Origin of the sequence: Streptomyces sp. NPDC048696 (genome assembly GCF_043198895.1) — a bacterium.
In the GTDB taxonomy this organism is placed as follows: domain Bacteria; phylum Actinomycetota; class Actinomycetes; order Streptomycetales; family Streptomycetaceae; genus Streptomyces.
Map to the genome: position 1 here is coordinate 280,429 of NZ_JBICVJ010000006.1, position 23,201 is coordinate 303,629.

General features: G+C 70.5%; 18 protein-coding genes and 1 pseudogene. 5 read left to right on the forward strand and 14 right to left on the reverse strand.

Annotated features, from left to right (window positions below; genetic code table 11):
- Window positions 1–2 precede the first annotated feature (2 nt).
- Window positions 3–494: an NUDIX hydrolase gene (locus ACGFRG_RS15280; protein WP_361419630.1), complete on the reverse strand. Its 492-nt coding sequence runs from the start codon at window positions 492–494 to the stop codon at window positions 3–5.
- A 31-nt stretch (window positions 495–525) separates the two neighbouring features.
- The gene (locus tag ACGFRG_RS15285; RefSeq protein ID WP_393264096.1) at window positions 526–2,244 is read right to left on the reverse strand and encodes a BCCT family transporter; all 1,719 of its coding nucleotides are present in this window, start codon (window positions 2,242–2,244) and stop codon (window positions 526–528) included.
- A 142-nt stretch (window positions 2,245–2,386) separates the two neighbouring features.
- Here ACGFRG_RS15285 and ACGFRG_RS15290 point away from each other — a divergent pair, with 142 nt between their 5' ends.
- Entirely contained in the window at window positions 2,387–3,544 is a 1,158-nt protein-coding gene (locus tag ACGFRG_RS15290; protein ID WP_393264099.1) for a glycerate kinase, read from the forward strand.
- A 334-nt stretch (window positions 3,545–3,878) separates the two neighbouring features.
- Here the strand turns inward: ACGFRG_RS15290 and pssA are convergent, their stop codons facing one another.
- The 9 genes from pssA to ACGFRG_RS15335 all read right to left on the reverse strand — a co-directional run bounded on the left by pssA (window position 3,879) and on the right by ACGFRG_RS15335 (window position 14,712).
- Complete coding sequence (gene pssA / locus ACGFRG_RS15295; RefSeq protein WP_393264101.1) at window positions 3,879–4,733, reverse strand: CDP-diacylglycerol--serine O-phosphatidyltransferase; 855 nt, start codon at window positions 4,731–4,733, stop codon at window positions 3,879–3,881.
- Window positions 4,720–5,376, reverse strand: coding sequence for a phosphatidylserine decarboxylase (locus ACGFRG_RS15300; RefSeq protein ID WP_393264104.1), 657 nt, complete (start codon window positions 5,374–5,376; stop codon window positions 4,720–4,722). The genes pssA and ACGFRG_RS15300 overlap by 14 nt, the downstream gene beginning before the upstream one ends.
- Before the next feature lie 182 nt (window positions 5,377–5,558).
- The gene (locus tag ACGFRG_RS15305; RefSeq protein WP_361419618.1) at window positions 5,559–6,764 is read right to left on the reverse strand and encodes an acyl-CoA dehydrogenase family protein; all 1,206 of its coding nucleotides are present in this window, start codon (window positions 6,762–6,764) and stop codon (window positions 5,559–5,561) included.
- A gap of 2 nt (window positions 6,765–6,766) precedes the next feature.
- Entirely contained in the window at window positions 6,767–7,279 is a 513-nt protein-coding gene (locus ACGFRG_RS15310) for a MaoC family dehydratase (RefSeq protein ID WP_361419615.1), read from the reverse strand.
- A gap of 4 nt (window positions 7,280–7,283) precedes the next feature.
- The gene (locus ACGFRG_RS15315; RefSeq protein WP_361419612.1) at window positions 7,284–8,249 is read right to left on the reverse strand and encodes a CoA ester lyase; all 966 of its coding nucleotides are present in this window, start codon (window positions 8,247–8,249) and stop codon (window positions 7,284–7,286) included.
- Window positions 8,246–10,258 carry a protein meaA gene (locus ACGFRG_RS15320; RefSeq protein ID WP_393264109.1) on the reverse strand — a complete coding sequence of 671 codons (2,013 nt, stop codon included), beginning with the start codon at window positions 10,256–10,258 and terminating at the stop codon, window positions 8,246–8,248. The genes ACGFRG_RS15315 and ACGFRG_RS15320 overlap by 4 nt, the downstream gene beginning before the upstream one ends.
- A 14-nt stretch (window positions 10,259–10,272) precedes the next feature.
- Window positions 10,273–11,610 (reverse strand): crotonyl-CoA carboxylase/reductase, encoded by a 1,338-nt coding sequence (gene ccrA / locus ACGFRG_RS15325; protein ID WP_361419606.1) that lies wholly within the window; start codon window positions 11,608–11,610, stop codon window positions 10,273–10,275.
- A gap of 386 nt (window positions 11,611–11,996) precedes the next feature.
- Window positions 11,997–12,815, reverse strand: a complete 819-nt coding sequence (locus tag ACGFRG_RS15330) for a TetR family transcriptional regulator (RefSeq protein WP_361419603.1) — start codon at window positions 12,813–12,815, stop codon at window positions 11,997–11,999.
- A gap of 115 nt (window positions 12,816–12,930) precedes the next feature.
- Window positions 12,931–14,712: a 3-hydroxybutyryl-CoA dehydrogenase gene (locus tag ACGFRG_RS15335; RefSeq protein ID WP_361419600.1), complete on the reverse strand. Its 1,782-nt coding sequence runs from the start codon at window positions 14,710–14,712 to the stop codon at window positions 12,931–12,933.
- A 362-nt stretch (window positions 14,713–15,074) separates the two neighbouring features.
- Between ACGFRG_RS15335 and ACGFRG_RS15340 the strand changes: the two genes are divergently transcribed.
- Window positions 15,075–15,650 carry a HEAT repeat domain-containing protein gene (locus ACGFRG_RS15340; protein ID WP_393264113.1) on the forward strand — a complete coding sequence of 192 codons (576 nt, stop codon included), beginning with the start codon at window positions 15,075–15,077 and terminating at the stop codon, window positions 15,648–15,650.
- Here ACGFRG_RS15340 and ACGFRG_RS15345 read toward each other — a convergent pair.
- The 3 genes and pseudogenes from ACGFRG_RS15345 to ACGFRG_RS15355 form a co-directional block, all read right to left on the reverse strand.
- Window positions 15,599–15,838, reverse strand: a complete 240-nt coding sequence (locus ACGFRG_RS15345; protein ID WP_393264116.1) for a hypothetical protein — start codon at window positions 15,836–15,838, stop codon at window positions 15,599–15,601. The genes ACGFRG_RS15340 and ACGFRG_RS15345 overlap by 52 nt on opposite strands.
- Window positions 15,835–16,254 (reverse strand): RidA family protein, encoded by a 420-nt coding sequence (locus tag ACGFRG_RS15350; RefSeq protein WP_393264420.1) that lies wholly within the window; start codon window positions 16,252–16,254, stop codon window positions 15,835–15,837. Before ACGFRG_RS15350 ends, ACGFRG_RS15345 begins: the two co-directional genes overlap by 4 nt.
- Window positions 16,255–16,266: 12 nt before the next feature.
- A pseudogene (locus ACGFRG_RS15355) lies at window positions 16,267–17,304 on the reverse strand (Rv2578c family radical SAM protein); the annotation flags it as partial.
- Window positions 17,305–17,468: 164 nt separating this feature from the next.
- Here ACGFRG_RS15355 and ACGFRG_RS15360 point away from each other — a divergent pair.
- From ACGFRG_RS15360 to ACGFRG_RS15370, 3 genes are all read left to right on the forward strand, one after another.
- A complete protein-coding gene (locus ACGFRG_RS15360) occupies window positions 17,469–17,912 on the forward strand; it encodes an SRPBCC family protein (RefSeq protein WP_361419585.1) in 444 nt (147 codons plus the stop codon).
- 254 nt (window positions 17,913–18,166) lie between these two features.
- Window positions 18,167–20,602, forward strand: coding sequence for an MFS transporter (locus ACGFRG_RS15365; protein WP_393264119.1), 2,436 nt, complete (start codon window positions 18,167–18,169; stop codon window positions 20,600–20,602).
- 133 nt (window positions 20,603–20,735) lie between these two features.
- On the forward strand, window positions 20,736–23,177 hold the full coding sequence (locus tag ACGFRG_RS15370; protein WP_361419579.1) for a SpoIIE family protein phosphatase: 2,442 nt from the start codon (window positions 20,736–20,738) through the stop codon (window positions 23,175–23,177).
- Window positions 23,178–23,201 lie beyond the last annotated feature (24 nt).

Genomic DNA, 23,201 nt, shown 5'->3' on the forward strand with positions numbered 1-23,201 from the left:
GGTCAGTCCGGGGCCCGTCCGCTCTCCAGTTCGGCCGCGCCCGTCCCGGTGGTCAGTACGTCCAGCGCCGCGAGGACCCGCAGTCCCAGCTCGCCCAGCAGGTACGCGGTGATCTCGTCGGGCGCGACCAGGCGCCAGGAGAGCAGTTCCTCCTCCTGGAGGCGGACCGCCTTGAGCTGGTCCTCGGTGAGGACACCTCCGTCGTACACGTACGCGACGATCGGCGGCCGGGCCTCCCCGGGCACCCAGTCCACCGCGAGCAGTCGGCCGGGCATGATGTCCAGGCCGATCTCCTCCAGGGTCTCGCGGCGGGCGGCCCGGCGGGGGCTCTCGCCGTGGTCGGACTCGATCGTCCCACCGGGGAGCGCCCAGCCCTCTCGGTAGTTCGGCTCGACCAGGAGCACGCGGCCTTCGGCGTCACGGAGGAGGGTGGCCGCGCCCGCGAGGACGCGGGGGAGTCCGGCGATGTACTGCGCGTGGTCATCGGTTCTCACACGCGTCAGCGTATGCGGTCCGTCCGCTCCGTCATCCTTGCGGTGTGCCCGAACTGTCGTCCGCCGTACGGGACTTGGCCGCGCGGCGCAGGCGGTGGTGGCGGGACGGTCCCTGCTCGGTGAGCGCGTCGCCGACCACGGCCCGGATCGCGTCCCGCATCCCGTGCAGCGCGTGCTGGCGGGCGGGACCGGCGCCGGGGTCCTCGCGCAGCTCCTTCAGGAGCGACCAGCACAGCCCGAGCATCACCAGCACGAACGGCAGCGCCACCAGGATCGTGGCGGTCTGGAGCGACTTGAGGCCGCCCGCCACGAGCAGCACCGCCGCGACCGCCGCCATCAGCACGCCCCACAGCACCACCAGCCAGGTCGGCGGGTGCAGCGCGCCCCGGCTGGTCAGCGACCCCATCACCAGCGAGGCCGAGTCGGCGCTGGTGATGAAGTACGTCATGACGAGCACCATCGCGAGGTACGAGGTCACCGTGCCGATCGGCAGCCCGTCCAGCATCGCGAAGAGCGACGCCTCGGCGCCGTCCTTCACCTTGGCCGCCAGATCGGCGGCGCCGGTCGAGTCCAGCCGGATCGCGGTGCCGCCCATCACGCAGAACCACAGGACGGTCGCGCCGCTGGGCACCAGGAGCACCCCGACCAGGAACTCGCGGATGGTCCGGCCGTGCGAGATCCGGGCGATGAACGTCCCGACGAACGGGGCCCAGGACAGCCACCACGCCCAGTAGAAGATCGTCCAGGCGCCGAGCCAGACGCGGTCCGTGAAGGCGCCGGTGCGGCTCGCCATCGGCAGCAGCTCGTGCAGATAGCCGCCGACGGACGCGGGGACGGTGTCCAGGACGTACACCGTGGGGCCGAGCAGGAAGACGAAGAGCATCAGCGCGGCGGCGAGGACGATGTTGAGCGTGGACAGCCACTTCACGCCCTTGTGCAGCCCGGAGAACGCCGACAGGACGAACGCGGCGGAGAGCGAGGCGATGATGATCAGCTGGGTGGTGGTGGAGTCGTCGACGCTCGCCGTGATGTTCAGGCCCTTGGACACCTGGAGCGCGCCGAGGCCCAGGCTCGTCGCCGTGCCGAAGACGGTCGCGAAGACCGCGAGCAGGTCGATGCACCGGCCCGGCCAGCCGTCCGCCCGCCGGGCGCCGATCAGCGGGACGAACGCGGCGGAGAGCCGGTTGCCGCGCGCCTTGCGGAATCCGGCGTACGCGAGGGCGAGCCCGGCGATGCCGTAGATCGCCCAGGGGGTGAGCGTCCAGTGGAAGAACGAGTACTCCAGGGCCGTGCGCGCCGCGTCGCCGGTACGGGGGGCCGCGCCGCTGGCTGGCGGCGGGGTGAGGTAGTGGGTGAGCGGCTCGCCCACCCCGTAGAACATCAGCCCGATGCCCATTCCGGCGCTGAACATCATCGCGATCCACGCGAGATTGGTGAACTCGGGCTCGGAGTCGTCGGCGCCGAGCCGGATCCGCCCGTACCGGCTGATCGCGAGCACCACGCACAGCACCAGGAACGTGTCGGCGGCGATCACGAACAGCCAGGCGAAGTTGTCGAGCACCCAGGCCAGCGCGGTGGAGGAGGCGCTGTCGAAGGAGTGCTTGCCGAGCGCGGCCCAGGCGACCGCCGCCACCACCGCGACCACCCCGATCGTGACGACGGTGAGGTCGGGGGCCGGGCTCTCGGAGTGCGGGGGCGGGCCGCCGGGCATGGAGTGCGGGCCCGGATGATCGATCGATTCCTCGCTCATGCCGCCCCACTATGGTCCGCGATATGGAGGTTTTGTGGGGTGGCACGCCGTCCCGCCGTGCATGACGCCTATGGGCAGGGCCGCGACGGGCGGATAGGGTCGCAGTGGCGCGACTGCCTGTTCGAAAGCAAGGGATAGCAAGGTGACGGACGGAGCAGTTTTCGAAACCGCCCGCGTGCTTGTCGCGGCGGACAAGTTCAAGGGCTCGCTCACGGCCGTACAGGTCGCGGAGCGGGTGACGGCCGGGCTCCGGCGCGTCGTGCCCGGTCTGCCGGTGGAGACCCTGCCGGTCGCCGACGGCGGCGACGGCACGGTCGCGGCGGCGATCGCGGCCGGCTTCGAACGCCGGGAGGCCCGGGTCACCGGCCCGCTCGGCACCCAGGTGACCGCGGCCTTCGCGGTACGGGACGGGGTGGCCGTGGTGGAGATGGCGGAGGCGTCCGGCCTCCAGCACCTCCCGAGCGGCGTCTTCGCCCCGCTCACCGCCACCACGTACGGCTCGGGCGAGCTGCTGCTCGCCGCGCTCGACGCGGGCGCGCGCACCATCGTGTTCGGCGTCGGCGGCAGCGCCACGACGGACGGCGGCGCGGGCATGCTGGCCGCGCTGGGCGCCCGGTTCCTGGACGCGGCGGGCGACCCGGTGGCACCGGGTGGCGGCCCTCTCGCGTCCCTGGCGACGGCGGACCTCTCGTCTCTCGACCCGCGCTTCGCCTCGGTCGACCTGGTGCTGGCCAGCGACGTGGACAACCCGCTGACCGGCCCCAAGGGGGCGCCGGCGGTGTACGGCCCGCAGAAGGGCGCGAACCCGCAGGACGTGGCGGCCCTGGACGCGGCGCTCGGCCGCTTCGCCAAGGTCCTGGAGGCGTCCGTGGGCGCCCGTGCGGCCGAGGCGGCCCTCGCCCCGGGCGCGGGCGCGGCGGGCGGCATCGGGTATGGCGCGCTGGTCGCCCTGGGCGCGAGGTTCCGGCCCGGGATCGAGGTCATGCTGGACGTCCTGGGCTTCGCCCCGGCGCTGGCCCGGGCCACCCTGGTGATCACGGGTGAGGGCTCGCTGGACGAGCAGACCCTGCACGGCAAGGCCCCGGCGGGAGTGGCGGCGGCGGCCCGTGCGGCGGGCATCGAGGTCGTCGCGGTCTGCGGCCGCCTCGCCCTGCCCCCGCAGGCCCTGGGCCGCGCGGGCATCCGGCGCGCCTACGCCCTCACGGACCTGGAGCCGGACCCGGCGCGCTGCATGGCCGAGGCGGGACCGCTGCTTGAGCGCACGGCGGAACGCATCGCCCAGGACTTCCTCCTGGTCTGACCGTTCCGTCCGCGGGGCCGGTGGGGGGCTGGTCGTGCCCACGCGGCGGAGCCGCACATGTCACAGCCCCGCGCCCCTATAGGGCGCCCCTGCGTCGGCCCGAGCTCCAGGGGCGCGGGGAACTGCGCGCTCAGCCACAGACGGCCCGCAGCCGTAAGGAGCGCGTTCCCGCATCGGCCAGCGCTTGAGGGGCGCGGGGAACTGCGCGACCGGCCACAGCGGACCGGCAGACGAACCGACCGCACCACCTCCGGCGCACGGCAAGCGCAGCAAGAAGGCCCCGGACCGAAACGGTCCGAGGCCTTCTTGCAGTACGCAGGCACAGCGCGCAGCGCTAAGGCACCTGCGTAGCCCGAGCCTCGCGGCGGTTGTCGCGAATCGAGTTCACCCGGCGAGCCGTGGCGAACAGCGGAATGACCGCACCCATGACGACCTGGAGCACACAGCCCGTCTGGAGCAGCAGCTGACCACCCGGCGCGTCGAACGCCCACGCCGCGAGCAGCCCCATCGCGCCCACGATCCAGCTGAGCATCGCCACCGCGAGGATCCCGCGCGGCTTGGGGTACTCGACCCGGCTGACCATCAGCCACGCCACTCCTATGACGGCGAGCAGCGTCGGCACGAACGGCATCTCAAGGAGCACGATCGAGACGACGGTCAGCGCGCCGAACGGGCTCGGCATGCCCTGGAACATGCCGTCCTTCATCGTCACGCAGGAGAACCGCGCGAGTCTGAGCACCACCGCGAGCAGCACGGTGATCGCCGCCAGCGCCGCCACCCGCTGGTGCGCGTCGTCGGCGACCATGCCGTACACCAGGACGAAGTACGCCGGGGCGAGCCCGAAGCTGATCAGGTCCGAGAGGTTGTCCAGCTCGGCGCCCATCGGCGAGCTTCGCAGCTTCCGCGCGACCAGGCCGTCGCAGAGGTCGAAGATCGCCGCGAGCAGCATCAGGATCACGGCGGTCGCGGCGGAGTGCCGCGCCATGCCCGTCTCCTGGCTGCCCGAGAGGTGCGGGATGAGGATTCCGGTGGTGGTGAAGTACACCGCCATGAATCCGCAGGTCGCGTTGCCGAGCGTGAGGGTGTCCGCTATCGACAGCCGCAGGGAGAGGGGCATCTCCTCCGCGTCCTCGTCCGCGTCCGCCCCGGGGACCCAGCCGGTCTGGGTGTCCGGATCAATCACGGTCAATTCGAGTCACCCCCGCAGTGGTCGGCTGGCCCACCTCGACCGCGACCTCGACCCCCTCCGGGAGGTAGATGTCGACCCGCGAGCCGAACCGGATGAGACCGATCCGCTCGCCCTGCTCCACCTTGGTGCCCTGCGGGATGTAGGGGACGATCCGCCGCGCCACCGCACCCGCGATCTGCACCATCTCGATGTCGCCGAGCTCGGTGTCGAAGTGCCAGACAACGCGCTCGTTGTTCTCGCTCTCCTTGTTGAACGCCGGAACGAATCCACCGGGCACGTGCTCGACGGACGTCACCGTGCCGGCCAGGGGCGCGCGGTTGACGTGGACGTTCAGCGGGCTCATGAAGATCGCGACGCGGGTGCGCCCGTCCTTCCACGGCATGATGCTCTGCACCACACCGTCGGCCGGGGAGATCACGCGGCCTTCCGCGATCTCGCGCTCGGGGTCGCGGAAGAACCACAGCATGCCCGCCGCCAGGGCGGTGGTGGGCACGGCGACGATCGCGGCGGCCTTGGAACGGCGCGCGCGTACGAGGCTCACTGCTGCGGTGGCGACGGTCGGCAGAAGCCACGGCGATGCTCCGCGAGCAAGACGTCCCGAGAGGAAACCGTCGCGAGGTGCAGAGGTTTGGCTGTGGGGCATGGATGACCTTCGTAGCGGATGATGCCGCGTGGCATGGGGGACGGCGGCTGGTTTACCAGCGATGCTATCGGTTGCGAGCCGCAACTGGGAAAGCCAGAAGCCGAGTCGGTCGGCCGGATACCCTCGGAAAACGCCTACAGGGTGTGATCTTCTTCGCGGCCGAACCGACCCAAAAGCGACAATCAACCCTGCAATCGGTACTCTTCGAGAAGCCGACGACCAATGATCATTTTCTGGATCTCGGCGGTACCTTCACCGATGAGCAGCATCGGCGCCTCGCGGTACAGGCGCTCGATCTCGTACTCCTTCGAGAAGCCGTAGCCACCGTGGATACGGAAGGCATCCTCCACGACCTCCTTGCAGTATTCGGAGGCGAGGTACTTCGCCATCCCTGCCTCAAGGTCGTTTCGTTCCCCGGAGTCCTTTTTGCGTGCTGCGTTGACCATCATGGCATGAGCGGCCTCGACCTTGGTAGCCATCTCGGCCAGCTTGAACTGAATCGCCTGGTGCTGAGCGATCGCCTTGCCGAAAGTGTGACGTTGCTGGGCATACGAGACACCCAGCTCAAATGCACGCTGGGCGACGCCGCAACCACGCGCCGCGACGTTGACGCGGCCGACCTCGACGCCGTCCATCATTTGGTAAAACCCTCGGCCGGTGACCCCGCCGAGGACCCGATTGGCCGGAATGCGCAGTCCGTCCATGATGAGCTCGGTCGTGTCGACGCCCTTGTAGCCCATCTTGTCGATCTTCCCGGGGATGGTCAGACCGGGCCGGACCTCGCCGAAGCCGGGCTCCTTCTCCACCAGGAAGGTCGTCATGGACTTGTGGGGGGCGGTGCCCTCCGGGTGTCCTTCGTCACTTCGGCACAGCACGGCCACCAGCGACGAGGTTCCGCCGTTCGTCAGCCACATCTTCTGGCCGTTCAGGACGTACTCGTCGCCGTCCTTGACGCCCTTGGACGTGATCGCCGACACATCCGAGCCGAGCGCCGGCTCCGACATCGAGAAGGCGCCACGCACCTCGCCGAGCGCCATCCGGGGCAGGAAGGTGTCCTTCTGCTCCTGGGTGCCGTGCTGCTTGAGCATGTACGCCACGATGAAGTGCGTGTTGATGATGCCGGAGACCGACATCCAGCCGCGCGCTATCTCCTCGACGCACAGCGCGTACGTGAGCAGCGACTCACCGAGACCGCCGTACTCCTCGGGGATCATCAGCCCGAACAGGCCGAGCTCCTTGAGACCCTCGACGATCTGGGTCGGGTACTCGTCCTTGTGCTCCAGCTGGGTCGCGACCGGGATGATCTCCTTGTCGACGAAGTCCCGGACGGTGGCCAGGATTTCCTGCTGGACGTCGGTCAGACCGGCGGTCTGCGCGAGACGGGCCATGGCTACTTCTCCTGCGCCTTCAGCTCCGGGCGGCCGGGCTGCTCGCCGCCGCGCTCCTTGATGTACGTCTCGGTCGGGACCATCACCTTGCGGCGGAACACGCAGACCAGCGTGCCGTCCTGCTTGTAGCCCTTGGTCTCGACGTACACGATGCCGCGGTCCGACTTGGACTTCGACGGGGTCTTGTCGAGGACGGTCGTCTCGCCGTAGATCGTGTCGCCGTGGAAGGTCGGCGCCACGTGCCGCAGCGACTCGATCTCCAGGTTGGCGATCGCCTTCCCGGACACGTCCGGGACGCTCATGCCGAGCAGCAGCGAGTAGATGTAGTTGCCCACCACGACGTTCTTGCCGAAGTCGGTGGTGTTCTCGGCGTAGTTGACGTCCATGTGGAGCGGGTGGTGGTTCATCGTGAGCAGACAGAACAGGTGGTCGTCGTACTCGGTGACCGTCTTTCCGGGCCAGTGCTTGTACACGTCCCCGACGGTGAACTCTTCGTAGGTGCGGCCGAACTGCATGGTGTTACGCCTCCGGGATCTCGAACTTCGACGTGCGCTGCATACCGGCCGCCCGGCCCTTGCCCGAGATGACCAGCGCCATCTTGCGGCTGGCCTCGTCGATCATCTCGTCGCCGAGCATCGCCGAGCCCTTCTTGCCGCCGGCCTCGGAGGTGAAGTACTCGTACGCGTCGAGGATCAGCTCGGCGTGGTCGTAGTCGTCCTGGGAGGGCGAGAAGACCTCGTTGGCCGCCTCGACCTGGCCGGGGTGCAGCACCCACTTGCCGTCGAAGCCGAGGGCGGCGGCGCGCTGGGCGACCGCCTTGTAGCCGTCGATGTTCTTGATCTGGAGGTAGGGACCGTCGATCGCCTGGAGGTTGTTGGCGCGGGCCGCCATCAGGATCTTCATCAGGATGAAGTGGTACGCGTCGGCCGGGTAGCCGGGCGGCTGCTCGCCCACGACCAGCGACTTCATGTTGATCGAGGCCATGAAGTCGGCCGGGCCGAAGATGATCGTCTCGACCCGCTGGGAGGCCTGGGCGATCGCGTTGACGTTGTTGAGGCCCTGCGCGTTCTCGATCTGCGCCTCGATGCCGATCTTGCCGACCTCGAAGCCCATGGTCTTCTCGATCTGGGTGAGCAGCAGGTCGAGGGCGACGATCTGCTCGGCGCTCTGCACCTTCGGCAGCATGATGCAGTCGAGGTTGTGTCCCGCGCCCTCGACGACCGTGACGACATCGCGGTACGTCCACTCGGTCGTCCAGTCGTTGACCCGCACGACCCGGGTCTTGCCGGTCCAGTCGCCCTCGTTGAGGAACTTCACGATGGTGTGCCGGGCCTCCGGCTTGGCGAGCGGCGCACAGGCGTCCTCCAGGTCGAGGAAGACCTGGTCGGCGGGGAGACCCTGCGCCTTCTCCAGGAAGCGCGGGTTCGAGCCGGGAACGGCGAGGCACGAACGGCGCGGCCGGAGACGGTTGACAGAGCTGGTCATGCGGAGACCTCCAGAGGGTCGAGCTTGTTCGCTTTCCGGATCTCGTCGACGATACGTCCGATGATCTCCGTGATACCGAAGTCTTTGGGGGTGAATACGGCGGCGACACCCGCCCGGCACAGCTCCTCGGCGTCCGCGGGCGGGATGATCCCGCCGACGATCACCGGGATGTCGGGTGCGCCTGCCTCGCGCAGCCGCGTCAGGACGTCCGGCACCAGCTCGGCGTGCGAGCCGGACAGGATCGACAGGCCCACGCAGTGCACGTCCTCGGCGAGCGCGGCGCCCACGATCTGCTCGGGGGTGAGCCGGATCCCCTGGTAGACCACTTCGAACCCGGCGTCACGCGCGCGTACCGCGATCTGCTCGGCGCCGTTGGAGTGGCCGTCCAGGCCCGGCTTGCCGACCAGCAGCCGCAGCCGTCCGGCGCCCAGCTCGTCGGCCGTACGGGTCACCTTCCCGCGGACGAGGGCGAGCGGCGTGCCCGCCTCGGCGGGCATGGCGACCGGCGCGGACGAGACGCCGGTGGGAGCCCGGAACTCGCCGAACACATCGCGCAGCGCCCAGGACCACTCGCCCGTGGTGACGCCCGCGCGGACGCACTCCAGGGTCGCGGCCATCAGGTTCTCGGTGCCGGCCGCCGCCTTCTTCAGGGCGGCCAGCGCCTCGGACGCCCGGGTCTCGTCCCGGTTGTCGCGCCACTCGTGCAGCTTGGCGACGACCCGGGCCTCGTTCGCCGGGTCGACCGTCATGATCGCCGTGTCCAGGTCCGAGGTGAGCGGGCTGGGCTCGGTCGACTCGTAGCAGTTGACGCCGACGATCTTCTCCTCGCCGCCCTCGATCCGGGCCCGGCGCTCGGCGTGCGAGGAGACGAGCTGCGACTTGAGGTAGCCCGACTCGACGGCCGCCATCGCGCCGCCCATCTGCTGGATCCGGTCGATCTCGGCCAGGCACTCCTGGACCAGCGAGTCCACCTTGGCCTCGATGACGTGCGACCCGGCGAAGATGTCCTCGTACTCCAGCAGATCGCTCTCGTGCGCCAGGACCTGCTGGATGCGCAGCGACCACTGCTGGTCCCAGGGGCGGGGCAGGCCCAGCGCCTCGTTCCAGGCGGGCAGCTGCACGGCACGCGCGCGTGCGTCCTTGGAGAGCGTCACGGCCAGCATCTCCAGCACGATGCGCTGGACGTTGTTCTCCGGCTGCGCCTCGGTCAGGCCGAGCGAGTTGACCTGGACGCCGTAGCGGAAGCGGCGCTGCTTGGCGTTCTCGATGCCGTACCGCTCGCGCGTCACCTGGTCCCAGATGCGGCCGAACGCCCGCATCTTGCACATCTCCTCGACGAACCGCACACCCGCGTTCACGAAGAACGAGATCCGGGCGACCACCTCGCCCTTGCGCTCCTCGGGCACCTGCCCGGACGCGAACACCGCGTCGAGCACGGCGATCGCGGTGGACATCGCGTACGAGATCTCCTGGACCGGGGTGGCCCCGGCCTCCTGGAGGTGGTAGCTGCAGATGTTGATGGGGTTCCACTTGGGGATGTTGTTCACCGTGTAGGTGATCATGTCGGTGGTCAGCCGCAGCGACGGACCGGGCGGGAAGACATGCGTCCCGCGCGACAGGTACTCCTTGACGATGTCGTTCTGCGTCGTCCCCTGGAGCAGGGTGATGTCCACGCCCTGCTCCTCGGCGACCACCTGATACATGGCGAGCAGCCACATCGCGGTCGCGTTGATCGTCATGGACGTGTTCATCTGCTCCAGCGGGATCTCCTGGAACAGCCGCCGCATGTCGCCCAGATGCGAGACCGGGACCCCGACCCGGCCCACCTCGCCGCGGGCGAGGATGTGGTCCGGGTCGTAGCCGGTCTGCGTCGGCAGGTCGAACGCGACCGAGAGGCCGGTCTGGCCCTTGGCCAGGTTGCGGCGGTAGAGCTCGTTGGACGCCTCGGCCGTGGAGTGGCCGGCGTACGTCCGCATGAGCCAGGGCCGGTCCTTGTGACGCTCTGTCATGTATCGCTCCGTGCTCAGATGTTGCGGAAGCGGTTGATGGCGTCGATGTGCTTCTCGCGCAGCTCGTGGTCGCGCACGCCCAGGCCCTCACGGGGGGCCAGCGCCAGCACGCCGACCTTGCCCTGGTGCAGGTTGCGGTGCACGTCGTACGCGGCCTGGCCCGTCTCCTCCAGGGAGTACACCTTGGAGAGCGTCGGGTGGATCTTGCCCTTGGCGACCAGCCGGTTGGCCTCCCACGCCTCGCGGTAGTTGGCGAAGTGCGAGCCGATGATGCGCTTCAGGGACATCCACAGGTAGCGGTTGTCGTACTCGTGCATGTAGCCCGAGGTGGAGGCGCAGGTGGTGATGGTGCCGCCCTTGCGGGTGACGTAGACGCTCGCGCCGAAGGTCTCACGGCCGGGGTGCTCGAAGACGATGTCGATGTCCTCGCCGCCGGTGAACTCGCGGATGCGCTTGCCGAAGCGCTTCCACTCCTTGGGGTCCTGGGTCCGCTCGTCCTTCCAGAACCTGTAGCCCTCGGCGTTGCGGTCGATGACCGCCTCCGCGCCCATGGAGCGGCAGATGTCCGCCTTCTCGGGGCTGGACACCACACAGATCGGGTTGGCGCCGCCCGCGAGCGCGAACTGCGTGGCGTAACTGCCGAGTCCGCCGCTGGCGCCCCAGATCAGCACGTTGTCGCCCTGCTTCATCCCGGCGCCGTTGCGCGAGACCAGCTGGCGGTACGCGGTGGAGTTGACCAGGCCCGGGGCCGCCGCCTCCTCCCAGCTGAGGTGCTGGGGCTTGGGCATCAGCTGGTTGGACTTGACGAGCGCGATCTCGGCGAGGCCGCCGAAGTTGGTCTCGAAGCCCCAGATGCGCTGCTCGGGGTCGAGCATCGTGTCGTTGTGGCCGTCGGAGGACTCCAGCTCGACGGAGAGGCAGTGCGCGACGACCTCGTCGCCGGGCCGCCAGGCGTTGACGCCGGGGCCGGTGCGCAACACGACGCCCGCGAGGTCGGAGCCGATGACGTGGTACGGCAGGTCATGGCGCTTGGTGAGCTCGCTGAGCTTTCCGTAGCGCTCCAGGAACCCGAAGGTGGACATCGGCTCGAAGATCGAGGTCCAGACCGAGTTGTAGTTGACCGAGGAGGCCATGACGGCCACCAGGGCCTCGCCGGGCCCGAGTTCGGGCACCGGCACCTCGTCGAGGTGCAGCGACTTGCGGGGGTCCTTGTCGCGGGTGGTGAGCCCGGCGAACATCTCCGTCTCGTCCTTGTGCACGGTGATCGCGCGGTACGAGTCGGGGAGCGGCAGGGCGGCGAAGTCGGCGGACGTACTGTCCGGCGACTGAATCGCGTCCAGGATTTCCTTCACGGTGATGCCTCCGGCGAAGCACGTTTTTTCGGGGGGAACGCTGAGGGGACTGCTGCTGTGGAGGTGTGCCGTCGGTTCGGCGGTACTTCGGCGATACAGCTCGGCGGCGCCTGGTGGGCGCGGGAGGGGTGCCTGTGACGCAGGCGTCCGGGCGCGCTCGCCATGGGCTTGCGGGGACAGCCGGCGTACGAAAGGTCTCTGCACGCCGGCCGCCCGGACAACATCAACGTATGGCACGCGGTGCCAGTGGGCAAGACACTGCGTGCCAACAATTTCTCTCAATTGCGTAATGACCTGCACGGATGAGCGATGATCGATCGAATGCCACCCCGGGACATGCGAAAGGCCCGCCCCGAATCGGGGCGGGCCTTCACTTTCCGGACAGGTCAGCGCTGCCGCAGCGCCTTCTTGATCGACTGCATGATCTCGTCCAGCGGGGCGTCGGTACGGGCGACCGCCACCAGCACCTCGTCGCCGGTGGAGACGGACGCGGCCGCGGGCTTCGGCCTGGCCGTGCGGCCCGCGCCGATCCCGGAGCCGAAGGTGTCCCGCACGATCGCGAAGGCGTGGTCCAGCTGGGTCTCCACATCGCCCTGGCCGCCGGCCCGCAGCCAGCGCCGCAGTACGTGGTTGTGCGCGGTGACGACCGCGGAGGCGGCCACCTCCGCGAGCAGCGGGTCGTCGTTGCCGGGCTGGTGGTCGTGCTCGTCGAAGTGGCCCAGCAGATATCGCGTGAACAGCCGCTCGTAGCGGGCCACCGAGGCGATCTCCGCCTCCCGCAGGGTGGGCACCTCACGGGTCAGCTTGTAGCGCGCGACCGAGACCGAGGGGGAGGCCGCGTACATCTTCATGACCTCCTTGATGCCCCGGCACACGGTGTCCAGCGGGTGCTCGTGCGGGGGAGCGGCGTTGAGCACCGCCTCGGCCCGTACGAGGGTGTCGTCGTGGTCCGGGAAGATCGCCTCTTCCTTGGAGCGGAAGTGGCGGAAGAAGGTGCGGCGGGCGACCCCGGCGCGGGCCGCGATCTCGTCGACCGTCGTGGCCTCGTACCCCTTGGCCGAGAACAGCTCCATTGCCGCGGCCGCCAGTTCGCGGCGCATTTTGAGCCGCTGGGCGGCCGCGCGGCTGCCGGCGGCACTTTCCGGGGCGTCGGGCGTGGCGGACGTGCGGGACGGCCGTTTCGATGAGGCAGCGGGCTGGGGCATGGACCGAACGTACTGCATATGTGCAGGAAGTCGCGCTCGCGGGGGCGGGCCGCCCGAGGGTTCGAGCAGCCCGCCCCAGCCCTCCCCCGGCCGGTGGTCGGGGGAAGCCCACGGCTCAGCGCCGGGCATACTCGCGGAATCCACGGCCCGTCTTGCGACCCAGGCACCCGGCGGCCACCAGGTGCTCCAGGAGCGGCGCGGGCGCCAGGCCCGGGTCGCGGAACTCGGCGTGCAGGACCTTCTCGATGGCGAGCGAGACGTCCAGGCCGACCACGTCGAGGAGTTCGAACGGGCCCATCGGGTAGCCGCCGCCGAGCTTCATCGCCGCGTCGATGTCGTCCAGCGAGGCGTAGTGCTCCTGGACCATCTTGATCGCGTTGTTCAGGTAGGGGAAGAGCAGCGCGTTGACGATGAACCCGGCCCGGTCGCCGCAGTCCACCGGGTGCTTGCGGATCCTGGCGGTGACCTCGCGGACGGTGGCGTGCACCTCGTCCGAGGTCAGGACCGTACGGACCACCTCGACCAGCTTCATCGCCGGGGCCGGGTTGAAGAAGTGCATCCCGATGACGTCCTGCGGGCGCGAGGTGGCCCGGGCGCAGGCGACGACCGGCAGCGAGGACGTGGTGGTGGCGAGCACCGCGCCCGGCTTGCAGATCTTGTCGAGGGACGCGAACAGCTGCTGCTTGACCTCCAGGTCCTCGGCGACCGCCTCGACGGCGAGATCGACCTCGGCGAAGGATTCGAGCGCGCCGGCGGGCGTGATCCGCGCCAGCGTCTCGTCCCGGGCCTCGGCCGTCATCCGGCCCTTGTCGACGGAGCGCGAAAGCGACTTGGCGATACGGGACTTGGCGGTCTCGGCCTTCTCCGCGCCGCGGGCGGCGAGCACCACGTCGTAGCCGGCCTTGGCGAAGACCTCGGCGATCCCGGACGCCATGGTCCCGGAACCGGCCACGCCCACCGAACGGATGAAGCGGCCGGCGGTGGTGCCCTCGGCGGTGGACGGCGTCTGCCCGTCCGCCACCACGACAGCGCTGCCCGGCGCCTCGTACGTGTAGAAGCCGCGGCCCGACTTGCGGCCGGTCAGACCGGCCTCGGCGAGCTGGCCGAGGATCGGCGCGGGGGCGTGCAGGCGGTCGTGGGAGGCGGTGTACATCGCCTCCAGGACCGTGCGGGCGGTGTCGATGCCGATCAGGTCGAGCAGTTCGAGCGGACCCATCGGCAGCCCGCAGCCCAGCTTCATGGCGGCGTCGATGTCCTCGCGGGAGGCGTACTTCGCCTCGTACATCGCGGCGGCCTGGTTCAGGTAGCCGAAGAGCAGCCCGTCGGCGACGAAGCCCGGCCGGTCGCCGACCGCCACCGGCTCCTTGCCGAGCTCCAGGGCGAGCCGGGTGACCGCGTCCACGGCGGGCGGCGCGGTGAGCACCGAGGAGACCACCTCGACGAGCTTCATGGCCGGGGCCGGGTTGAAGAAGTGCAGCCCGAGGACGCGCTCGGGGTGCGACGACTCGGCGGCGAGCCGGGTCACCGACAGGGCGTTGGTGCCGGTCGCCAGGATCGCGGTGGGAGCCACGATCGCGTCCAGCGCGGCGAACACCTGCTGCTTGAGCTCGTACGACTCCGGCACGACCTCGATGACCAGGTCGGCCTCGGCCGCCGCCTGGAGATCGGTGAAGGTGCGCAGCCGGGCGAGGACGTCGCGCCGCTCCTCCTCGGTGATGCGCTCACGGGCCACGGCGCGGGCGGTGGACGCCTCCAGACAGGCCACGGCCTGCCGTCCGGCGTGCTCGCTGATGTCGATGCCGATGACCTCGCGGCCCGCGCGGGCGAGCACTTCGGCGATGCCGGTGCCCATGGTGCCGAGACCGACCACGGCGACGGTGTTCAGGGGGGTGTCCATCACGGGACTCCTGGGTGAGTGACGACTGAGGAGAGGGCGCACGCGGCCGGAGATACGGCTGTCGCGAGGAAGACGTACGGGGGCGTCGGCGGTGTGCGGAGCTGCCGACGGGCGCACGGCGTGCGGGAGTTGTGAGTCGTGGTGCTGAGGGCCGACGGACCCTGTCCCGGGGTCGCGTCGTGGGAACTGCCGAACCGACAACACTCGCGGCGGCTGCGTCACCAGGCCGCCGGAGTTTTTCGCGGGGGGTACCCGCTCACTTGAGATTAACTGGCGAGTAACGAGCGCGCCAGCCCCCGGACAAGCGGAACCGATGTGATCTGGCTCGCCCTCCCGCCCGCCCGCGCCATTACCCTTCCCCCATGGACGAGGAGCTCCGGTCCCTTGCCGACCGGGTGCGGGACGAGGCCAGGGCGTCGGATGCGACGGCGGCGTACGAGCGACTGCTCTCGACCCGGGACCACGACGAACTGGCGGCCGTGCTCACCGAGCGCGAACGGCCGCTCTGGGCGCGGGAGATCGCGGCCTTCCGGCTCGGCTGCGCCGGGGACCGCCGGGCGTTCGAGTCGCTGGTGCTGCTGCTCAACCACCGCGACGCGGCGCGCTGCGTCGCGGCCGCGTACGCCCTGGAGCGGCTCGGCGATCCCCGCACGGCCCGGGCGGCCGCGGCCCTCGCCACCAACGGGCTGCGCACCGCGTACGCCCTGCATCCGGTGCGGCTGCTGACCGCCCTGCGCGCCCCCGAGTCCGTGCCCGCCCTGATCACGACCCTGCGGCCGCTGCTCTCGCCCGACACCCCTTACTGGCGGGTGGCGCTCGCCTGTGTGGAGGGCCTGGGGGAGCTGGGCGACAAACGAGCGGTCGAGGTGCTGGAGACGGCCCTGGCTCAGCCCCGCCTGGCCTCGGCCGCCGCGGTGGCACTGAGGCGCATCGCATAACGCACCTCGGGCACCGCGACTCCGGCCACGTCGAAGTCCTCCTTGCCCCCGTCGGGGACGAACCCGGCACGCCACTGGTCCACGGCTGCCAGCCGGGTGGTGAGGGCCGAGCCGGAGGCCCGCGCCCGCGCCCGATACTCCCGGCGCCACGCCGCGTCCCGCTCCTCGCTCAGGCCGTCCAGGGTCAACGGTCGGACACCACGGCGAACGCCTCGATCTCCATCAGGAGGTCGGGGCGGAAGAGTGCCGCGACCTGGACCGCCGAACTGGCCGGCAGTCGTCCGTTGTTGATGTGGGCGTCCCGGGCCTCCCGTATCGCGGGCAGATACGCGACATCCGTGACGAAGACGGTGAGCTTGACGACGTCGTCGAAGGTCGCGCCCGCGGCTTCCAGGCAGCGGCGCAGATTCTCGAAGATCTGCCGCGCCTGCGCCGCCGGGTCGCCCTCGCCGACCACGTCGCCCTTCTCGTCGAACGCGCACTGGCCGGATATCGCGATGAACCGGCCGGTGCCCCACACCACATGGCTGTAGTTGACACCGGGCGCGACGCCGTCCGGGGTGGCGATGTGCGTAAGCGAAGTCATGGGCCCATCCTGACCCATGCCACTGACAACCGGGCGCCGGGTTCCGGTCAGAGCAGGGTGAGTTGGGTCGGACCGACCGGCTCCGCCTCCACGCGCTGCGGAACGCGCCGGGCCGATGCCGAACTCCGCCGCCAGATCGTGTACTTGCCGGGTGATCCGGCGCTGGTACCACTTCGGCGCGTACGCCCCCTCCGCGTACAGGCGCTCGTAGCGCCGCACCAGATGCGGATGGTGCTCGCCGAGCCACCGCATGAACCACTCCCGCGCCCCCGGCCGCAGATGCAGCACGAGCGGGGTCACCGAGGTCGCGCCGGACGCCGCGATCGCGCGGACCGTGGCGCGCAGCTGGTCGGGGTGGTCGCCGAGGAACGGGATCACCGGCGCCATCAGCACCCCGCAGTCGATGCCGTGCCCGGTGAGGGTGCGTACGACGTCGAGGCGGCGCTCGGGCGCGGGCGTGCCCGGCTCGACCGTGCGCCACAGGTCGTGGTCCACGAAGCCCACCGAGACCGAGATGCCGACGTGGGTGACCTCGGCCGCCTGCCGCAGCAGTTCGAGATCGCGCAGGATCAGCGTGCCCTTGGTGAGGATCGAGAACGGGTTGGCGCGGTCGCGCAGGGCCTCGATGATGCCCGGCATCAGCCGGTAGCGGCCCTCGGCCCGCTGGTAGCAGTCGACGTTGGTGCCCATCGCGATGTGCGCGCCCTGCCAGCGCGGCGACGACAGATGGCGGCGCAGCAGCTCGGGGGCGTTGACCTTCACCACGATCTGCGAGTCGAAGCCGAGCCCGGTGTCGAGGTCGAGGTAGCTGTGCGTCTTGCGGGCGAAGCAGTACACGCACGCGTGCGTGCAGCCCCGGTACGGGTTGACCGTCCACTCGAACGGCATCCGGGACGCCCCGGGCACCCGGTTGACGATCGAACGCGCGCGTACCTCGTGGAAGGTGACCCCGCGGAACTCCGGGGTGTCAAACGTACGGGTGACCACCGCGTCCGCGTCGAACAGCGCGGCCGCGCGGCCCGCTCCCGGCGGCAGCGGATCATTCTCGGCCAGATTGTCCCAGCGCATGAACGCCTCCTCGGGCCTCTTCCGTAGCACTGAGCTCAGAATAGAACACCTGTTCCCATGATCGCAGCAACCCCGATTTTGGGGGCCGGGCGTGAGGTGATTGGCTTTGACCACCCCGAATCCGGGCGCACCCCCCGGATCTCACGAGTGCTGGAGGAAGAGCCATGGCGCAGGTCGAGGCCACCACGGAGCGGATCATCGCGGCGAGCCCGGAGACGGTGTTCGACACCGTGGCCGACTACAAGGACAGCCGTCCGAGGCTCCTGTCCGAGCACTTCAGCGAGTACCAGGTACGCGAGGGCGGCGACGGCGAGGGCACCCTCGTCCACTGGAAGCTCCAGGCCACCAGCAAGCGCGTGCGCGACTGTCTCCTGGAGGTCGCCGAGCCGACCGAGGGGCAGCTCGTCGAGAAGGACCGGAACTCGTCCATGGTCACCACCTGGACCGTCACCCCGGCCGGCGAGAACCGCTCCAAGGTCGTCGTGACCACGGTGTGGAACGGCGCGGGCGGCATCGGCGGCTTCTTCGAGAAGACCTTCGCCCCCAAGGGCCTCGCCCGTATCTACGACGCGGTGCTCGCCAAGCTCGCCGCCGAGGTCGAGAAGTAGCCCGCCAGGTCGAGGAGTTGCCCCCGCTCGAATCCGGTCGACGTCACCGGTTCGAGTGGATTTCGCGGTGGCCCGGTGGTGCGCCCGCGCACTCCGGGCTGCGTGAAAGACCCTGATGAGGCGGTCGACAGCCGCCCGCCCAGGGCGAGTTGTGCGCCCGCGCCCACTCCTTTTCGCGTTTGCTCCCCATTAGCGCCCAATGCGCAGTATGTACGCCGCGCAGTCGAACCGGCGGTGCGACGAGGGGAGCAGACGTGGGCGGGATCACTCTGGTCAAGGACCGGGCGCGGGACGGGTCGTCGGGGGAGCGTCGGGGGGCCGGGGGGCCCGTCCTGGACCTCACCGACGCGACGGCGCCACATGAGCCACACGAGTACGTCACCGGGGCGCCGGTCGCGCTCAGCCCGCGCCGGGTGCGGCTCGTCTTCCTCGGGCTGATGCTCACCCTGCTGCTCGCGGCGCTCGACCAGATGATCGTCGCGACCGCGCTGCCCCGGATCGTGGGCGATCTGCACGGCCTGGACAAGGTCTCCTGGGCCGTCACCGCCTACCTCCTCGCCTCCACCATCGGGCTGCCCATCTACGGCAAGCTCGGCGACCTCTTCGGCCGCAAGCCCGTCTTCCAGTTCGCGATCGTCGTCTTCGTCATCGGCTCGGCGCTGGCCGGCTGGTCCCGCGACATGAACGAGCTGATCGCCTTCCGGGCGGTCCAGGGCGTCGGCGGCGGCGGGCTGATGATCGGCGTGCAGGCGATCATCGCGGACATCGTGCCGCCCCGCCGGCGCGGCCGCTTCATGGGGCTCATCGGGGCCGTCTTCGGCCTCGCCTCGGTGGCGGGCCCGCTGCTCGGCGGCTTCTTCACCGACCACGCCTCATGGCGCTGGTGCTTCTACATCAACGTCCCGTTCGGCCTGGTCACGCTCGCCGTCATCGCGGTCGTCCTGAAACTGCCCAAGCCGGTGGCCCGCCCCAGCCTCGACGTCCTCGGCGCGCTGCTCCTGGTCGCCGCGTCAACGTGCGTGGTGCTGCTGACCAGTTGGGGCGGTACACAGTACGCCTGGGGCTCGCGCACCATCCTGGGGCTCGCGGCGGGTGCCCTCGGCACGACCCTGCTGTTCGTCGTCGTCGAGAACTACGCGCGCGAACCGGTCATCCCGCTGCGGCTGTTCCGCGACCCGACCTTCACGATCTCGGGCCTGGTCGGCGCGGTCATCGGTGTCGCGCTCTTCGGCGCCGCCAGCTATCTGCCGACCTTCCTGCAGATGGTGGACGGGGTCAGCGCCACCGAGTCCGGTCTCCTTGTGCTGCCCATGATGGGCGGCATCGTCGGCGCCTCGATCGTCTCCGGCCAGCTCATCAGCCGCACCGGCCACTACAAGATCTACCCCGTGCTCGGCAGCGCGGTGTCGGCCGTCGGCATGTGGCTGCTGTCCCGGCTGAAGACCGACACCCCCCGGCTCGACTACAGCATCTGGATGGCCGTACTCGGCATCGGCATCGGCCTGGTCATGCCGGTCCTCATCCTCGCCGTGCAGAACGCCGCGGACCCGGCCGACCTCGGCACCGCCACCAGCGCCAACAACTACTTCCGGCAGATCGGCGGCAGCGTCGGCGCCGCGGTCTTCGGCACCCTGTTCACCAACCGCCTCGCCCACGCCCTCACCGAGCAGTTCCCCGCGGGTTCCCGGCTGCCCGACCCCGAGTCGATCACCCCGCAGCTGGTGCACGCCATGCCGCCGGCGCTGCGGGACGGCTATGTCCGGGCGTACGCCGAGGCGATGCCGCGGATCTTCCTGTATCTGGTGCCGGTGCTCGTGCTCGGCCTCCTGCTCGCCTTCCTTCTCAAGGAGAAACCGCTGGTGTCCCAGAACGCCCCCACCATCGAACCGCCCGCCGTGCCCCACGCGCGCGTGCCCAACGCCCCGTACTCCAGCGGTGTCCCGGTCTGCGGAACGGTTCAGCACCCCGACGGCTCCATCGTGCCGCGCGCCGCCCTCACGCTCCTGGACGTACGGGGCCAGCAGGTCGGGCGCGGGGCCAGCGGCGACGACGGGCGCTACGCCCTGAGCGTGCCCGGCTCCGGCAGCTACGTACTGATCGCGGCCGCCGGAGGGCATCAGCCGCAGGCCGTCTCGGTGACCGTCGGCGAACGGCCGGTCGACCTCGATGTGGTGCTCGGCGGCGCGGGCCGCCTCGCGGGCCTGGTGGTCACCGCCGACGGCACCCCGGTGAGGGACGCCGCCGTCACCCTCACCGACGTACGCGGCGAGGTCGTCGCCACCACCCGCAGCGGGCGCGAAGGCACCTATGTGATCAGCGAGTTGGTGGCGGGCGAGTACACCCTCGCCGCCAGCGCCCCCGCCTTCCGGCCCGCGGCTCTGCCGGTGAGCGTGCAGGCCGCGCGCGAGACCCGGCAGGACATCGAGCTGGCCGGTGGCGCGGTGCTGCGCGGCACGGTACGGGCCACCGGCGGGCGTCCCGTCGAGGACGCGCGCGTGACGCTGCTCGACGCCGCGGGCAACGTGGTGGACACGCTCACCACCGGCCCCGACGGCACCTTCCGTTTCATCGACCTGTCGTCCGGCGAGTACACGGTCATCGCGGCCGGGTATCCGCCGGTGGCCACGGTGCTGCAGGTCGCGGGCGGCGGCCGCACCGAGCGCGATCTCCAGCTGGGCCACGAGGACTGACTATTTTTCAGCAGCTCGCGCGGTGCGCGCGGGCGTGCGCCCGATTCCGGCGTTGCCCCGCGCGCGGCCCGCGAATGGCCGTACGGTGGGGGCACAGCCGCAGATCCTTGCGGCGGGGAAGGAGCCTCCACCCATGGACAGTGGCACTCCGCCGACACCGCCACGGCAGTCAGCCGTGGCCGGCCGGATCCCGCTTGCCGTGATCGTCGTGGACGGCGACGGGCTGGTGTCGCACTGGTCGACCGGTGCGCGCCGGCTGTTCGGCCCCGCCCGGGAAGAGGCTGTCGGCCGCTCCGCGCTCGATCTGCTGCCGGTCTCCGGCGCGCTCGACCCGGACCGCCCCATCGACATCCTCCAGGAGTTCGACGGGTACGGCGCGTTCGGTCCGGGCCTGGAGGCCCCGCTGCACGGCCTCACCTCGTATCCGACGGCCGGTCGCGCCACCCTCTCCGACCTGGGGCGGGACCGCGTAGACGTGCTGTGGTGGGCGTATCCCCTGGTCGGGCCCGGGCCCGAGCGGCTGCTCGTGCTGGCCGCGGACGCGGCGCAGCTGCATGCCGACCACCCGGCGCCGGACCGGGGCAGCGTGGAGCGGATAGCACCCGGGTTCGCCCTGCACACCGAGTTCCAGGGCGCCGACGAGCTGGCCGGGCGGCTGCCCGAGATCCTGCCCAGCATGAGCGTGGGCGAGAGCTCCCGGATCGTCTCCCAGGTCCTTGAACTCGGCTATCCCATCCTGGAGTTCAGCCAGCACGACCGGGTGCCGGTGACCCCCGACTGGGGTGTGCCCCGCCGCGCCGAGCGCCGGGCCGGGCGGCAGGGCGATCACGCGCCGACGGCCGAACCGCGGGTGCCCGCACCCGAGTTCCCCCAGGACCTTGAGTACGCGGCGGTGCGCGAGCGGCTGGAATTCCTCAACGAGGTCAGTGGCCGAATCGGTTCCTCGCTCGACCTCGCCCGGACCATCCACGAAGTCAGCGCCGCCGTGGTGCCCCGCTTCACCGATGTCGCGGGCACCTATCTGCGCGAGCAGGTCATCGCGGGCGAGGGGTTCCCCGACGGGCCGCCGGACGAGACCACGCTGTGGCACCGGGTCGCCGTCGAGCACGTCGACGAGCCGGGGCGCTGGGACGATGTCGTGCCCGTGGGCGAGTCCATGCCGTTCCCCGCGCACACCCCCTTCTTCCAGTGCATGACCTCCGGCGAGCCCGTGCTCGTCCCGCGCATCAGCGAGGAGATGGGCACCGCCATCGCCTCGCAGTTCGAAAAGCGCGACATCCGGCCTCTGATCAACGGCCGGTCGATGCTGGTGGTTCCCCTCAAGGCCCGCAACGTGGTGCTCGGCTTCATGATCCTGCTGCGCCACGCCGAGCGGGCGATGTTCAACGACATGGACCGGGTGACCGGCGCCGAACTGGCCGCCCGCGCGGGCCTCGTCCTCGACAACGCGCGGATGTACACCTACCAGGAGAGCGTCGCCGAGACCCTTCAGGACTCGATGCTTCCGCAGGTCACCCCGCAGATGACCGGCTGCGACACGGCGACCCGCTATCTGCCGGGCACGCTGCTCGGCCGGGTCGGCGGCGACTGGTTCGACTCGGTGAAGCTGCCCGGGTCGCGCATCGCCCTCGTGGTCGGCGACGTCATGGGCCACGGCCTGAACTCGGCGGCCATGATGGGCCAGTTGCGCACCGCCGTACAGACCATGGCGGCCCTCGACCTGCCGCCCGCACAGCTGCTGCGCAACCTCGACGACCTGGCCCAGCGGCTCGGCGAGCACTATCTGGCGACCTGCCTCTATGTGGTGTACGACCCCATCAAGGGCGAGCTCCTGATGGCCAACGCGGGCCATGTGCCGCCGGTCCTGGTGCGGGCCGCCGACGGGCGCAGCGAGCTCATCGACCTCCCCACCGGTGCGCCGATCGGCGTCGGCGGCGTGCCGTTCGAGACCGCGCGCGTGCCCGTCGACCCCGGCGACCGGCTGGTCATGTGCACGGACGGCCTGGTGGAGGTGCGGGGCGAGGACATCGGCGTGGGGCTCGCGACGCTCTGCGAGTCCGCCGCGCATCCGGCCGCCTCCATGGACGACGCCTGCGACACCATCATCCGCGCCCTGAACACCCGGGGCGGCCGCAAGGACGACGTCGCCCTGTTGATGGCCCGGCTCAACGGCATCGCGCGCGAGGACGTCGCCGAATGGCGGCTCGCCATAGACCCGCGCGAGGTGGCCCGCGCCCGGCGCCTGGTGGCCGATCAGCTGGGCGAGTGGGACCTCGAAGAGGTCGCCGGGACGGTCGAGTTGCTGGTCAGCGAGGTCGTCACCAATGCCGTACGGCATGCGCACAGCCATCAGGTGGAGCTGCGTCTGGTACGGGCCGAGACGCTGCGCTGCGAGGTGGTCGACGACGACCACACCCTTCCGATGCTGCTGCACGCGGGCCCGCTCGACGAGTCCGGCCGCGGGCTTCGGGTGGTGAGCAGGCTGGCCAGGGAGTGGGGCACCAGCCGTACCGGCGGGGGCAAGACCGTGTGGTTCGAGGTGCCGCTGCCGCGCAGGGGGCGCACGAGGCGCTGAACCGGCTCGAACGCGGAGTGAAGG

Coding starts and splice junctions, on each gene's coding strand:
- ACGFRG_RS15285 (WP_393264096.1), bottom strand. CDS start 2,244: ATGAGCGAGGAATCGATCGATCATCCGGGCCCGCACTCCATGCCCGGC.
- ACGFRG_RS15300 (WP_393264104.1), bottom strand. CDS start 5,376: ATGCCCCACAGCCAAACCTCTGCACCTCGCGACGGTTTCCTCTCGGGA.
- ACGFRG_RS15305 (WP_361419618.1), bottom strand. CDS start 6,764: ATGGCCCGTCTCGCGCAGACCGCCGGTCTGACCGACGTCCAGCAGGAA.
- ACGFRG_RS15310 (WP_361419615.1), bottom strand. CDS start 7,279: ATGCAGTTCGGCCGCACCTACGAAGAGTTCACCGTCGGGGACGTGTAC.
- ACGFRG_RS15315 (WP_361419612.1), bottom strand. CDS start 8,249: ATGACCAGCTCTGTCAACCGTCTCCGGCCGCGCCGTTCGTGCCTCGCC.
- ACGFRG_RS15320 (WP_393264109.1), bottom strand. CDS start 10,258: ATGACAGAGCGTCACAAGGACCGGCCCTGGCTCATGCGGACGTACGCC.
- ACGFRG_RS15330 (WP_361419603.1), bottom strand. CDS start 12,815: ATGCCCCAGCCCGCTGCCTCATCGAAACGGCCGTCCCGCACGTCCGCC.
- ACGFRG_RS15335 (WP_361419600.1), bottom strand. CDS start 14,712: ATGGACACCCCCCTGAACACCGTCGCCGTGGTCGGTCTCGGCACCATG.
- ACGFRG_RS15340 (WP_393264113.1), top strand. CDS start 15,075: ATGGACGAGGAGCTCCGGTCCCTTGCCGACCGGGTGCGGGACGAGGCC.
- ACGFRG_RS15350 (WP_393264420.1), bottom strand. CDS start 16,254: ATGGGTCAGGATGGGCCCATGACTTCGCTTACGCACATCGCCACCCCG.
- ACGFRG_RS15360 (WP_361419585.1), top strand. CDS start 17,469: ATGGCGCAGGTCGAGGCCACCACGGAGCGGATCATCGCGGCGAGCCCG.
- ACGFRG_RS15370 (WP_361419579.1), top strand. CDS start 20,736: ATGGACAGTGGCACTCCGCCGACACCGCCACGGCAGTCAGCCGTGGCC.